The sequence below is a fragment of the Tepidanaerobacter acetatoxydans Re1 genome (assembly GCF_000328765.2).
GTDB classification, from domain to species: Bacteria; Bacillota; Thermosediminibacteria; order Thermosediminibacterales; family Tepidanaerobacteraceae; genus Tepidanaerobacter; species Tepidanaerobacter acetatoxydans.
In genome coordinates this window covers 2,104,733-2,118,781 of sequence record NC_019954.2, presented here as the reverse complement: position 1 = coordinate 2,118,781, position 14,049 = coordinate 2,104,733, and the positions used below count along the sequence as shown (strand labels likewise).

Here is a 14,049-nt window from a genome sequence, read left to right as displayed (position 1 = left end):
AAGAAAAGATTGCAAAAGCTAAAAAAGACATCCAAAAAATACTTTCAAGCCTGTATGAAGACTAATTAAAGCTAAATATGATGCAACTTGTGCCGCTCTATATGCGGCATTTATTTTTGTCTGAAATGCTCAGCCTGCAGCATGAGGAGGTTTTCTCCTGATTTTGAAGGATTTAAAATATAATAGAGGAATTTCTTAAGAGATGTCAAAGTATATATACAATAATGTTCGGGGAAACTTGTCCAAGGAGGTGATTTAAGTGAAAAAGGTTGCTATATTGATAGAGAATTTTTTTGATGAAAAGGAGTTAATATATCCTTATTTTCGGCTTAAAGAGGCGGGGTATGAGGTGCATTTAGTAGGTTCGGACAAAGACAAGGCATATGTGGGGAAGAGCACATTTACGGAAAAAAGCACTCATTCTTCCAAGGAAGTAAAGGCCAAGGACTATGATGCTGTTGTAATACCGGGAGGCTACTCTCCAGACCATATGCGCAGGAATGAAGATACATTGAATTTTGTAAGGGAAATGGATAAACAGGGTAAGCCGATAGCCGCTATTTGCCATGGACCTTGGATGATGGCTTCTTGCTGTAATTTAAAGGGTAAAAGATTAACCGGATTTTTTTCAATAAAGGATGACATTGTAAATGCGGGTGCGGAATATGTAGATGCAGAGGTAGTCGTAGATGGAAATTTAATAACATCAAGGAATCCCAATGATTTGCCGGCATTTTTAAAGGCTATAATTGAAAAAATTGGATAGCAATTGCTTATAATAGGGGGAGGATATTATGCAAAAGTATGATTTTGATACTGTTATCGATCGAAGCGGTAATTATTCTTCCAAATGGGATGAACTAAAAAAAATGTTTGGCCGAGACGATTTGCTGCCCATGTGGGTAGCTGATATGGATTTTATGAGTCCACAGCCGGTTGTAGATGCGCTAGTTAAGAGAGCAAAACAGGGAATCTATGGATACACGTCAAGACCGGAATCTTATTTTGAATCAGTGGCCAGATGGATGAAAAAACGGCACAATTGGGATGTGAAAACCGAGTGGATGATATATACTCCTGGAGTAGTGCCGGCGTTAAGCTTTATTATTAATGCTTTTACATATCCGGGAGATAAGGTATTGGTTCAGCAGCCGGTTTACTATCCATTTTTCAGGGTTATTGAAGATAACGGCCGCAGAATTGTAAATAATCCGTTGATTTATAAGGAAGGGCGTTATACAATGGATTTTGACGATTTGGAAGAAAAAGTCAAGGACCGGCGTATTAAACTCATGTTTTTATGCAGCCCGCATAATCCTGTAGGCCGTGTGTGGACGAAGGATGAGTTGATAAGACTGGGAAGGATATGTATTGACAATAATATTTTGGTAGTATCTGATGAAATACACCATGATATCTTATACCCCGGAGTAAAGCATATACCTTTTGCATCGATATCGGAAGAATTTGCTCTAAGTTCTATTACATGTACAGCTCCCAGCAAAACCTTTAACTTGGCGGGACTTCAAACCTCAACCATAATAATTCCTAATACAGCTTATTATGATATATACAGAAATTTTATAAAAAGACTGCAACTGCTCAGAAATAATGCCTTTGGATTGGTAGCTCTTGAAGCTGCCTATACACACGGAGAGGAATGGCTTGACCAGCTTTTGGAGTATTTGGATGGAAATTTAAGGGCATTTACGGAAGGCATAGAAAAAGATGTTCCACAGATAAAGGTCGTAAAACCAGAGGGAACATATCTGGTATGGCTGGATTGCAGGGAACTGGGATTTGATGCTCATCAACTGAATGACTTTATTATAGATAAGGCAAAACTTGCTTTTGAAAGTGGATATTGGTTTGGCCATGGTGGTGAAGGATTTCAGAGAACCAACATAGCCTGTCCAAGAACATATGTAAATGAAGCAGTAAAACGCCTGAAGTCAGCGGTAGAAAGTATAAAGTAAAAGTGTAAATAAAGGGCCGCAGGTTTTTGAAATCTGTGGCTTTTTTTAGTTTGACTACAGTTTCAAACACATGTATTTAATATACAAATATAGACGGTAAATAACTTGGTGTGATAGAATGAAGTCATAAACGCGATTTAAGTGAAATTCTTCAATGATATGGAGGTTTGACAAATGTCCGATGTGTTTGATATTCAGCGAAATGATGAATGTATTTGTGGAAGCGACAAGAAATATAAAAGGTGCTGCTTGCCCGCAGTTGAAAAAATCGAAACAGAGTTAATGAGAAAATTAAGCGATGATTTCAGCATTACTGCATATGCAAAGGATCTTATAAGGGTAATAAGTGTGATGTTTGGAGTTAAATTTGACGAAGCAAAAGCTGAAGCTGTTGATGTGGAAAAATTATCAAATATTATTGCCCAAGTATGGAGTGCACAAGAAGAGTTTTCCAAAGATAGTTTTTTAAAACTTAATAATGATATTGCTGATATGCTTAGAGAAAATGAAAACTTGAAGATTTTTCGATTACCAGGAAGTATTTTAGCACATATGGAGCTTGATGATTCAGAACAGGTAGACATGCTCTTAAACCAAATAGCTGATAATTTTTCTATGGAAGAAAATCTTTTTGCACTAGCGTATTTAATTCGCAATAATAATTTTACAGATGATGAACTTGAAAAGATTCTTCATTGGATATTTATGGGTCTAATAGATGAAACACATCAAAGTTTTTTTGAGTTAATTCTTCAAGCAAGCATTGAGGATATAAACGAAGCAGGTAAAAAATTTGAACAAATTATAAAAGAAGAAGATGAAACTGCTTGTCGAGTAGATATTGCAGAAATCCATGAACTATTTAAAGAATATCCGGTATTTGAAGATTATTTTGGCGTGCATATGTTAGAGAATATTAAAGACGATCTGGAATTTATTTTAAAAAGCGAAATAGATTTCAAGTTCCCGTTTTTTCTAATCTATGGCTTTTTCCTAAAGCTTACTTCAGCAATAACTCAGATGTTTATTCAAAATTTACCATATGCCGATATAAATAAAGAATTAAATTTTATGGATATGCTCATTGATGCAGGGCCTGAATTTTTAAAGCAAGAGATCATAATTACCGAATCATATGGATGTATTACAAGAACATTAATTGAAACAATGGAAAAATCTAAAGATAAAGACTTACAAGAGAAACTCGCAAAGGTAACCGAATTCTTCTTACTCCCAACAGGAGCACACCTATTAGCAATTGAAGAGATTATTTTAACATCAATGAAAAAATTCCTAGAGAATTTACCACAAGCTATTGATGATAGTACGATTGTGCTGAAATCTATAGAACAACTAATTACCGATGAGTTTTTTGATAAATACATTTCATACCTTGAATTAAAGGGCTTAAACGAACAGGCTGAATTCTTAAAGGAAATTTATAAAGAAACTAATATTAAATGTCAAATTGAAAAAGCAGGCCTTAAGGAAATTTTTTATAATCTAGGTCTAGGGGACAAATGGTAGGTCCAACCTCCGCTTATATACTTAGTCTGTTTCTATCTTTGCAGTGTGGAATACTTATTAACTTCTGGAAAACGATTATTCTTTACCCTTGGGTTCATTTTCCTTAATAGATATACCAAAATCATTATTAAATTATAAGGAGTAATAGAGTCTGTATTAAGAGCAGCAGAATGTCTTGCCGAATTAGAGGATAAACAGACTGGAATAGAATACTTTGAAACGCTTATAAGGTATATGTTTAATGCAAGAGCTGATTTAACTACAAAAGATGTGGATATCATGGTCAAGAAAATCGACAATATTTATCCGAAAGGGAGTGAGGTCGTGATGACTTTAGCTGATAAACTCAGAGAAGAGGGAAGAGAAGCTCTTATTAAAACCGCAATAAAATTATTAACTAAAAAATTTGGGTCTTTGCCAGAAGAAATCAGGGTCCGAATATCAAAATTGGACTTAGTAACTTTAGAAGTTATAATAGATGGTATTTTTGAATATGAAAGTTTGGAAGATGTTAAAAAATACATTAATTAAATAAGGGGGGCTAACCACACTCATGCACTTATTGTAGCAGTTAAAAGATTGTAAACGATTTACAGAAAATAAGTGTAACAGCAGGGGTCAACCCCCTTTTTATTACACTTTGAACATAGATACAAAATTGTTAAATATATAACTATACTTTGATTTTATGTAATATTATGATATTATTTATTTAATGGTAAGACCACCATACCATTATACCGATACTGTTAAATAATAATTTGATAGGAGGATTTTGAAATGAAAGTAAGGCTCCCATATCACAAAACTTTTTTAGATGTTGATATCCCTGATGAAAATTTTTTAGGGGTGTTAAGTTCAAAAGCTGATAAATATAAGCCATCCTTATCCCAGGAAGAGATAGTTAAAGCTGCTCTTGACAATCCTATAGGAAGTCCACATTTAGAAGAATTAGTAAAAGGAAAGAAAGAGGTTTTAATAATAACAAGCGACCATACACGACCCGTGCCGAGTAAAATTACAATGCCCATATTACTAGATACAATCCGAAGGGCAAATCCGGATATAGATATAAAAATTATGATTGCAACAGGTTTTCACAGACCGACAACAAAAGAAGAAATGATAAATAAATTCGGGGAAGAAATAGTTAAAAAAGAAACTATTATAAACCATATGGCTTTTGATAAAGATCAACTAGAATATGTTGGTGTTCTGCCGTCAGGTGGAAAACTATATTTAAACAAAATGGTTTGCAAATCAGAATTAGTTATATCTGAGGGCTTTATTGAACCGCATTTTTTTGCCGGATTTTCAGGGGGAAGAAAGAGCATTCTTCCGGGCGTGGCAGGTGCAACATCCGTCATGGAAAATCATTGCGCAAAATTTATTGCAAGCCCTTATGCGAGAACAGGAAACCTGGAAAATAATCCAATACATGAAGATATGCTATTTGCGGCAAAAGCAGCCAATCTTGCCTTCATATTAAATGTTGTAATAGATAAAGATAAAAAAATCATAAATGCTTTTAGCGGTGATAGCGTTTTAGCGCATGAGGAAGGGTGTAAATTTGTAAAACAACTTTCAAGTGTAAAGGCAAAGCCTGCAGATATTGTCATTTCAACAAACGGAGGGTATCCCCTGGACCAAAACCTTTATCAATCCGTAAAAGGAATGACTGCAGCAGAGGCAGCGTGTCGCGAGAATGGAGTAATCATAATGGTTGCTGCATGTAATGACGGCCATGGTGGTGAGTCTTTTTATAACAATATGAAAAATGCAAAAAGTCCCAGGGAAATTTTAGATAGATTAGTAAAGGTGCCTCCGGAAGATACGGCACCTGATCAATGGGAATTTCAAATTTTATCAAGGATTCTTGACAAGCATACCGTCATATTTGTAACAGATATGTGCGACCCCAAAATGATTGAGGACTGCCACATGATTCATGCTTATACAGTAGAAGATGCTATCAAGCAGGCACTTAAACTCAAAGGAAATGATGCAAAAATTACTGTAATTCCAGATGGTGTTTCGGTGATAGTGGAGAATGATGAAAATATATAAGAGCCAATAAGTAAGGCTGCAATATAATTCTATCCTTGACAGCTATAAGGAATAAAAAGCCTGGAAATTCTTATAAAGAGTGGATTCTAGGCTTTCTTCTTTTATTTAAATTTCGTGCCGTTTTTATTTTTATTGCTATTAAAATTTGTACATGGGCTGTGAGGTAATATTACCTTCCCAAAGTTTTTTAATTTCCATCAGATAGGTTTTAGAGTTGATACTCTTGCATGAATTTTTAATTTAATAGAATATGTTGCAGTATTTAATGTAAGCATAGTATAGAATTGCCACAATTGCTTTGAAAGATATTAGACTTTTCATAACAATAAGTCTGTTATATAATTCAAAATGAAGGAGGTTCTATAATTTGATGGACGAGCGGTGTGCGCAGCTACTTGGTCAAATAATATCGGCAGAAAAACCAATCAAAATTTCAGAGCTAGCAAAGTTTTTCAAGGTATCATCAAGGACAATCAGGTATGATTTAGATAAAATAGATGATTTTTTAAAGACAAATGAATTGCCACAATTAATACGGAAGCCTAATTCTGGCATAAGTTACTTCCCACTATTACATCAAAGACAAAAAATAACCACATTGCTTGAAGAAATTAATAGTTATAACTATGTACTAACACCACAAGAACGAAAGACAATCATATTGACCGAACTTTTTCAGGCAAAGGATTATACGACTATTGATGAAATAGCAAGTATACTTTCTGTAAGTAGAGGCACCGTAGTCAATGACCTAAAAGGAGTTAGGAAGTGGCTTTTGAAATATGGCCTTCAACTTGAGTCTTTGCCTCGCTTTGGCATGAGGATAAAAGGCCGTGAACAGAATTTGCGTAGGGCTGCAATCTCTCTTTTGTCAGAGAATATGGAAATCGAAAAGGCGCTTAACTTTATCAAGGCCCCAATTCATAGAAGAATAAATATAGTGGCAAATCAGCAAATAAAAAAGCTATTTCAAGACCTCGATGTTTTGCCTATAGAAAAATCAATACAATTAGCTGAAAAGCAATTAAAAACAACTTTTGCCGATAACGCTTACTCAGGCTTGGTGATTCATCTAGCTCTTGCGATAAAGCGCATTCAACTTGATAAAAACATCATCATGCCGGAGGATGAATTATCCAAACTAAAATTTACAAAAGAATTTGCAGTAGCCTCTAGCATGGTTACTTTTTTGGAGCAAAGTTATAATATAAGAATTCCTACTGATGAGATTGGTTATGTTACTATACACCTTTTAGGAGGCAAGGTAACCGAAACTGATATATTTGCAAGTCAGGAATGGCTGCAGTTACAAGTTTTAACTAATGATATTATTAAAGCCATCGGCGAAAAATTAGATATAGATTTTTTGTTAGATGGAGAGTTATATAATGGGCTTTTAAAGCATTTAGAACCTACAATTTATCGCCTAAAACATAATCTTCCTCTCAAAAACCCAATTTTAAAGGAGATTAAATATAATTATCCAAAGATATTTAAAGCCGTAAGAAGTTCTTTAAAACCTATTGAAGATTATGTCGGTCATAAAATTCCGGATGAAGAGGCTGGATTTATTGCAATTCATATAGGAGCAGCTCTTGAAAGGAATAAACCTGCATCTAGCAGCGTTTATAATGCAGTCGTAGTTTGCGGAACAGGTGTAGGTACGGCTAAACTCCTGTCTTCTAGGATAGAAAGCCAATTCAGTAATATAAACGTTATTGATACGGTCGCCAGTCGCCAGGTAGCAGAAGTTAGCAAGAATAGAAAAGTAGATCTAATAATTTCTACTGTTCCTACCGGTTGTAAAGATATACCGGAAATTATAGTAAATCCATTGCTGCCGGAAGAAGATATTGAAAAAATGCATAAACTTTTGATTAAGATTTCACCAAAGGATTCTATCGGAGCAGATGCTCAAACTCAAATCGAAAATCTTCTAGAAATAATAGATAAGTATTGCTTTATTAAAGATCGATTAAATTTAGTAAATGAATTGTCGAAGTTTTTAAATCTTACAAATCATATCGACTCGAAGGGAGTTGCCCGGCCAGTGTTAAAAGATCTACTGACAGAAAAAACCATAAAACTTAATGTCGAAGCAAGTAATTGGGAAGAAGCTATCAGAAAAGGAGGTGAGTTGTTAGTCCAAGAAGATTTTGTAGAGCCTAGTTATGTGGAAGCCATGATTAGAAATGTCAAAGAATTGGGCCCCTATATTGTTATAGCCCCTGGTATTGCAATGCCACATGCTCGACCTGAGGATGGAGTAAAAAAGGTATGCATGAGTTTAATAACACTTAAAGGACCAGTTTCTTTTGATAATAAGGAACCGGTAAAACTAATTTTAACGTTTGGAGCAACGGATCATCATACCCACCTACAAGCCCTTTCTGATCTTATGAGACTTTTTTCTAATTCTTCTTCGATAGATGCAATTTTACAGGCTTCAGAAGTAAAAGAAGTTATTGATGTAATAGAGCTATCTGCAACAGGAATACAATAATAATATCAGCTGTAGATTCAGGGAAAAATAACAGTGAAGGGGTGAAAATGTGATGAAAATACTAACGGTATGTGGACTTGGTCAGGGAAGTAGTCTTATTTTGCGGATGAACGTAGAAAGTGTCCTAAAGGAATTGGGGATAGAAGCTGATGTTGATAATTCCGATGTAAGCACAGCTCTCTTTACAAAACCAGATGTAATTATGACAAATAAGGAGTTGGCTGAGAACTTAAAAGAAGCCAAGATACCAATTTTAATCGTAAAAAACTATTTTGATAAGGATGAAATCAAAGAGGTGTTACAATCATTTTTTAAAAAATAAGGGAGGTATTGTAAATGAATATTGTTTTTTGGATTGCTACAAACATCCTGGGGCAGCCTGCTATACTAATAGGCTTGATAGTGCTATTGGGATTGGTGCTTCAAAAGAAGACGTTTAGTCAAACTATGACTGGAACATTTAAAGCTATTATAGGATTCATGATTATAAACGGTGGTTCTGGAATCATAGTAAATGCTTTAAATGTGTTTCAGCCAATGTGGCAAGAAGTTTTTGGTCTTAAAGCACAAGAGTTAGGGCAGTTTATGGGTCAGCCTTCTTTTAGTCAGCAATTTGGCTCAGCGGTAACCCTTGCAATGGTGCTCGGATTTTTAATTAATGTTTTTCTAGCTAAATTCACAAAATGGAATTATATCTATCTAACCGGTCATATGATGTTTTGGACTTCGATGATTTTTGCCGGCATTATTATCAACACTGTTGGAACTGCAGTAGCAACATGGAAATTGGTCTTATTTTTATCGCTGTTTCTGGGTTTTTACTGGACAATTCAGCCTGCCCTAACTCAGCCTATTATGCGTAAAATCACAGGCGGTGACCAAGTTGCGCTGGGCCACACCAGTGCGTCAGTATCATTGATTGGTGCTTGGTTGGGAAAGATATTTGGTAATAAGGAACAAGATTCTGAATCATTACAGATGCCGAAAGGATTGGAATTTTTGCGGGATTCCAATGTAATCATAGCACTTATTATGTCTGCATTATATTTAATTGGTGCATTGATACTTTTAGCAAAACCTGAAACGCCAGCAATTGCAGAACTCAAAGCAATTGCTGGAGATCAGAATTTTGCAATATTTTCATTAATCCAAGGATTTCAATTTGCAGGAGGTATTGCAGTAGTTTTGTTTGGTGTTAGAATGTTAATCGGTGAAATTGTTCCAGCTTTTAAAGGTATAGCTGATACAATAGTGCCTAATGCTAAACCTGCTTTAGATTGTCCGATAGTTTATCCATATGCACCAACTGCATCTATTTTAGGTTTCCTGGGCTGTTTTGCTGGGACACTTATTTGGTTGGTAGTTTTAGGTAAAACTGCAGGATATATCTTTGTGCCAACAATGATAGCCTTATTTTTCCATTCAGCAACTGCTGGGGTATTTGGCAATGCTACAGGAGGAGTTCGTGGTGCTCTGATAGCAGGATTTATAACTTCTACTGTTATAGCATGGGGTCAATACATCACTGTAACATTTTTAATCAATTCAACTATTCCAGATACCGCTATGTGGGCTGGAGATAGTGATATGTTCATCCTAGGTCCTTTAGTGGCTTTAATAAGTAAACTTATATTTTAAATATTGGGTGACGGTCATGGCCTGCTTATAGGCATAGGCCGTCATCCAACTTATGCACTTCATTTTTTTAGTCTGACTGAAAGGAGCAATATATATTGAGTTTTATAAGAACTTTCTCAGGAGATATAAAGCCGGAAGAACTTGGTTTCACATATTCTCATGAACATATTGTATGCATTCCGCCGTATTGGAAAGAAAGAAATGAAGATGATCTTTTGCTTGATGATGAAAATAAATCTCTACAGGATGTTATGGACTTTAAAAAAGCCGGCGGAAGTACGATAGTTGATGCTACAGCTGTCGATTATGGCCGTCAGGTAGAGTCTGTAAAGCGTATATCTGAAAAGACAGGAATTAAGATTATTGGAACGGCAGGATTTAACAAAGCTTTTTTATGGAATGCAAAGCTTAAGGGAAATATTAGATCGATTGTTGGAAATTATGAAACATATGGTGAATGGATTGAAAACGCCTCGGTCTATGAGCTTGCTAAATATGTAATTGGTGAGATCGAAGAAGGTTTAGAAGGTACAAGTATTTGCGGTGGGCAGTTGAAATTTGGAACAGGCTATAATTCAATTTCACCGTTGGAAATAAAAACTATTAAAGCTATAGCTATTGCCCATAAAGAAACAAAAGCACCTATTCATAGTCATACCGAGGCGGGAACTATGGCTTTAGAGCAAATAGAAATTCTTAAAAATGAAGGAATTAAGTTAGAATATGCAGCTTTTGGTCATATGGATCGGAATCTAGACCCATATTATCACACACAGATTGCTAAAACAGGAGCATTTCTTTGCTTTGACGGCATTGGAAAGATAAAATATGCGCCCGAGAGTAGTAGAATAGATGCAATCTTACAGTTAGTTAAGAAGGGCTTCAAAAACCAAATCTTAATAAGTGGTGATACTGCCAGAAAAAGTTATTATAAACATTATAATTATGGCTTAGGGCTTGAGTTTATTATTAAAAAATGGACTCCAAGATTTATCGATCAAGCAGAAGACGCAGGTCTTGACGGCGAAAAGCTAATTGAAGATTTCTTTATAAATAACCCTATGCGCTGTTTTGCATTTAAAAAGTAGGTGAAAAATAAATGGATATGCAAAAACTAACTTATTTAGAATTTCAGGAATTTATCAGCAAAAAACCTATTGCGATATTACCCATTGGAGCCGTAGAAGCCCACGGACCTCATCTTCCGATTGGAACCGACAATTATCTTGCTGAGCGATTATCAAGAAAAGTTGCAGAAAAAGTTGATGCATTAGTGCTGCCCACTTTTTCTTATGGGCAAGTATGGAGCCTTAGAAATGTGCCAGGAAGTATAAATGTAAGCAATGAACATCTAACTGGTGTTTTAACGGATATTGGCAAAAGTTTATATAAGTTTGGTGTACGATATTTTGTAATTATAAATACTCACGTTGGTAACATGACCGCTATAAAAGAAGCAGCAAGAAACTTATATGATTTTTATAAAGATTTAAAGGTATTTTATTTCATATACCCAGGAACGGCGAAAATTACAAAAGAAGTACGAGAATCAAAACCTATGCCGGGAGGATACTTTCACGCTTGTGAAATAGAAACTTCATACATGCTTTATCTGGCTCCGGATTATGTTAAGATGGACAAAGCACTGGATGATTTTCCTGATTTACCAGAAGATTTTGAGTATACACCTACTCCTTGGGATGAAATCACAGATACTATTGTTTTAGGCAGTGCCACACTTGCAACAGAAGAAAAAGGGCAAAAAATAATCGATGTGGCAGTTGAAACTATAGTTAAAATACTTGAAAAGACTAAATAGATAAAGAAGGTGTTTTGATGGTTGATGAGTACTATAAAATCATACAGGATTTAATCATGAAAATAAAAGAAAATGAAAAGGATAAAATTGAATTGATTGCCAAAAAGATTACAAAATCTATCGAGATGAACGAAATTGTGCACTTTTTTGGCGCTGGACACTCTCACATACTGTGTGAAGAGGTGTTTTACAGAGCAGGTGGCTTAGTACCGATAAATCCAATTTTTGATGAAAACTTGATGCTTCATAATGGAGCCTTGAGGTCTTCAAAACTGGAAAGAATGAACGGCTATGCCCAAACTTTTATGGAGTCTGTTGAGATACGACCAGGAGAAATAGTTTTTGTCATATCTACATCGGGAAGGAATGGTGTGCCAATTGATGTTGCACTTTTAGCAAAGCAAAAGGGAGCTGAAGTGGTAGCTATTACTTCCGTGGAATATTCCATGAGTCAGCCATCAAGGCATTCATCAGGGAAAAGGCTCTTTGAAGTTGCAGATATTTATATAGACAACCATTGTCCGGAAGGTGATGCTCTTCTTTCACTGGAAGGGTTTCCTATGCGATTTTCCCCCGGATCCACCATTGCTGGTGACTTCATAATTCAAGCTATTTTAGCAACGAGTATAAAAATTATGATAGATAATGGTATAACTCCTCCTGTGTTCTTAAGCGGCAATCTAGATGGCGGCGATGAACATAATAAAAAACTCATAGAAAAGTATAAAGATAGGATTATATATTATAGGTAAACTAAAGATTAGCTTTACTTATTTGTTATGTATTTAATTTGAGCTATAATGAAAACCTTATAGACTAAAAAGAGGTGTTAGTATAGGTGATTGAAGTTATTGCTACTTGTGTAGATGATGCCATTGCAATAGAAAAATACGGTGGTCAGAGGGTTGAACTTTCATCAGCTTTGTCCGAAATGGGTATTACATCCAGCTATGCTTTGATAAAAAACGTGTTAGATAAGGTAAAAATTCCGGTCCATGTACTAATTCGTCCTCATTCAAAATCCTTTATTTATAGCGATAATGACATGCAAGTGATGAAGGAAGACATAGAAATAGCTAAAAAATTAGGGGCTAATGGAATTGTTATTGGGACTTTAGATGAGCATAATCGGATAGATGAAGAAAAACTTAAAGAGCTGTTAGCTTTTGCTGATGACATGGATGTGACCTTTCATCGAGCTATAGATAGTACTGAGTCCTGTGTTGAAAGTGTGCGAACTTTATTAAAATATCCAAAGATAAAGCGGATTGTCACTGCCGGCGGGAAAGGTAAAGTGACAGATAATTTAGATGTCATCAGAAAAATGGTAGGGGTAGCAAATAATAAGATAACAATTATGTTAGGTGGTGGTTTAAACAAGGAAAATTTGCAATTGGCCATAGAAAGGACCGGAACTTGTGAGGTGCACTTTGGTAGCGGGGTTAGGGAAAACTATCACTATACCGGCAATATCAGTCGGGAATTGATGCAGGAAGTAATAGAGGAGTGGCGTAAATCTAATATATGCATTTCCTAAATAATCTTTACAAGCTTCCTCGGTATATAGCTTGCAGATTTGTGCATTGGGAACCCTTACTGAAAAAGGTATTTTTTGTGTCTGTAAAATGATATCGTCTACCCAAAAATCATTATCGGTCAATTTAGTTTAAGGTGTAATGATTTTAATTATTTCTTACATCTTCCCACTTCCTCTATATATTGCCTGCATGATTTGGGCAAGGGGGAAGTCTTTACTCCAAAAGGCATTTTTTGTGTCGGCAAAGGCAGTTGCGTGGATAAAAGGGGCCGCAGGAGGGCTGGATACAGGTAGAGGTTTGCCACTCCAAAAATCTTCTAAAGAATAGGCGATGGCAGTATTATTTTCTTTTGCAAAGGCAGATGCAGTTGTCCCGGAAAATAGTGATGTGGAAGGTTTGGCCTGGGCCGTGATGTTATTGCTACCATTCCGGGATTTTCTTTTTCTATCATCGAATTTTAACAGACGGTTTAAGACATCCTCTTTTTCCATACCTCTGAGTTTAAAGACCAAGAAAGGGTCTTTGTCAAGCTCTTCGGCTACAATATAGTGAACTGCTGCAATATGCTTGCACGGCACGGCAAAATCAGGACATGAACATCTTGCGTCAATTTCGCTATCGTCCGCTGGCAACAGACTTATTCCCACTTCCTGAAAAATAGCTGCTATATCTTCCGGCATATCTCCGGAAAGAAGTTTTGCAGCATATAATGCTTTTGTACTAAGGTGTTTAAGAACGGTCTGCCACTCTTTTCTTGTTAATTTTACAACTTTAATGGTAACCTTATATGGTGTAGATCGCGAGCCTTGAACTTTTGCCGTTATCTTGCCTGGCTCGATATGAAACTCAAGCACACTGCCGTTTCTGGCATAGCGCCTCCCACGCTCTAAGCGATTAGCCCAGCCAAAGGATTCTAAGATGCTAATCCAATGCCTGCCCCACCATGTATTTGAAAATGAATTTCCTTTAGCCATAAAATCT

Annotated in this window: 13 protein-coding genes; 12 read left to right on the top strand and 1 reads right to left on the bottom strand. The window is 35.8% G+C overall.

What is annotated here, in order from left to right:
- The first annotated feature begins 259 nt into the window (after positions 1 to 259).
- From TEPIRE1_RS10080 to TEPIRE1_RS10025, 12 genes are all read left to right on the top strand, one after another.
- Positions 260 to 766 (top strand): type 1 glutamine amidotransferase domain-containing protein, encoded by a 507-nt coding sequence (locus TEPIRE1_RS10080; RefSeq protein ID WP_013779071.1) that lies wholly within the window; start codon positions 260 to 262, stop codon positions 764 to 766.
- Positions 767 to 794: 28 nt separating this feature from the next.
- On the top strand, positions 795 to 1,976 hold the full coding sequence (locus TEPIRE1_RS10075) for a MalY/PatB family protein (protein ID WP_013779070.1): 1,182 nt from the start codon (positions 795 to 797) through the stop codon (positions 1,974 to 1,976).
- Positions 1,977 to 2,150: 174 nt separating this feature from the next.
- Positions 2,151 to 3,503, top strand: a complete 1,353-nt coding sequence (locus TEPIRE1_RS10070; RefSeq protein ID WP_013779069.1) for an SEC-C domain-containing protein — start codon at positions 2,151 to 2,153, stop codon at positions 3,501 to 3,503.
- 327 nt (positions 3,504 to 3,830) lie between these two features.
- Positions 3,831 to 4,034 (top strand): DUF4351 domain-containing protein, encoded by a 204-nt coding sequence (locus TEPIRE1_RS10065; protein WP_015295704.1) that lies wholly within the window; start codon positions 3,831 to 3,833, stop codon positions 4,032 to 4,034.
- Between the two features lie 249 nt (positions 4,035 to 4,283).
- The gene (larA, locus tag TEPIRE1_RS10060) at positions 4,284 to 5,570 is read left to right on the top strand and encodes a nickel-dependent lactate racemase (RefSeq protein ID WP_013779068.1); all 1,287 of its coding nucleotides are present in this window, start codon (positions 4,284 to 4,286) and stop codon (positions 5,568 to 5,570) included.
- A gap of 370 nt (positions 5,571 to 5,940) precedes the next feature.
- Positions 5,941 to 8,073, top strand: a complete 2,133-nt coding sequence (locus tag TEPIRE1_RS10055) for a BglG family transcription antiterminator (protein WP_013779067.1) — start codon at positions 5,941 to 5,943, stop codon at positions 8,071 to 8,073.
- 52 nt (positions 8,074 to 8,125) lie between these two features.
- Positions 8,126 to 8,395 (top strand): PTS sugar transporter subunit IIB, encoded by a 270-nt coding sequence (locus TEPIRE1_RS10050; RefSeq protein ID WP_013779066.1) that lies wholly within the window; start codon positions 8,126 to 8,128, stop codon positions 8,393 to 8,395.
- A gap of 14 nt (positions 8,396 to 8,409) precedes the next feature.
- Positions 8,410 to 9,711: a PTS ascorbate transporter subunit IIC gene (locus TEPIRE1_RS10045; RefSeq protein WP_013779065.1), complete on the top strand. Its 1,302-nt coding sequence runs from the start codon at positions 8,410 to 8,412 to the stop codon at positions 9,709 to 9,711.
- Between the two features lie 95 nt (positions 9,712 to 9,806).
- Positions 9,807 to 10,799 (top strand): phosphotriesterase family protein, encoded by a 993-nt coding sequence (locus TEPIRE1_RS10040; protein WP_013779064.1) that lies wholly within the window; start codon positions 9,807 to 9,809, stop codon positions 10,797 to 10,799.
- An 11-nt stretch (positions 10,800 to 10,810) separates the two neighbouring features.
- Positions 10,811 to 11,530: a creatininase family protein gene (locus tag TEPIRE1_RS10035; protein WP_013779063.1), complete on the top strand. Its 720-nt coding sequence runs from the start codon at positions 10,811 to 10,813 to the stop codon at positions 11,528 to 11,530.
- A 17-nt stretch (positions 11,531 to 11,547) separates the two neighbouring features.
- On the top strand, positions 11,548 to 12,282 hold the full coding sequence (locus TEPIRE1_RS10030) for a sugar isomerase domain-containing protein (RefSeq protein WP_013779062.1): 735 nt from the start codon (positions 11,548 to 11,550) through the stop codon (positions 12,280 to 12,282).
- 86 nt (positions 12,283 to 12,368) lie between these two features.
- Positions 12,369 to 13,067: a copper homeostasis protein CutC gene (locus TEPIRE1_RS10025; protein ID WP_013779061.1), complete on the top strand. Its 699-nt coding sequence runs from the start codon at positions 12,369 to 12,371 to the stop codon at positions 13,065 to 13,067.
- Positions 13,068 to 13,223: 156 nt separating this feature from the next.
- On the opposite strand, the gene TEPIRE1_RS10020 is transcribed toward TEPIRE1_RS10025, so the two are convergent.
- Positions 13,224 to 14,042 carry an SWIM zinc finger family protein gene (locus TEPIRE1_RS10020; protein ID WP_013779060.1) on the bottom strand — a complete coding sequence of 273 codons (819 nt, stop codon included), beginning with the start codon at positions 14,040 to 14,042 and terminating at the stop codon, positions 13,224 to 13,226.
- Positions 14,043 to 14,049: the final 7 nt, after the last annotated feature.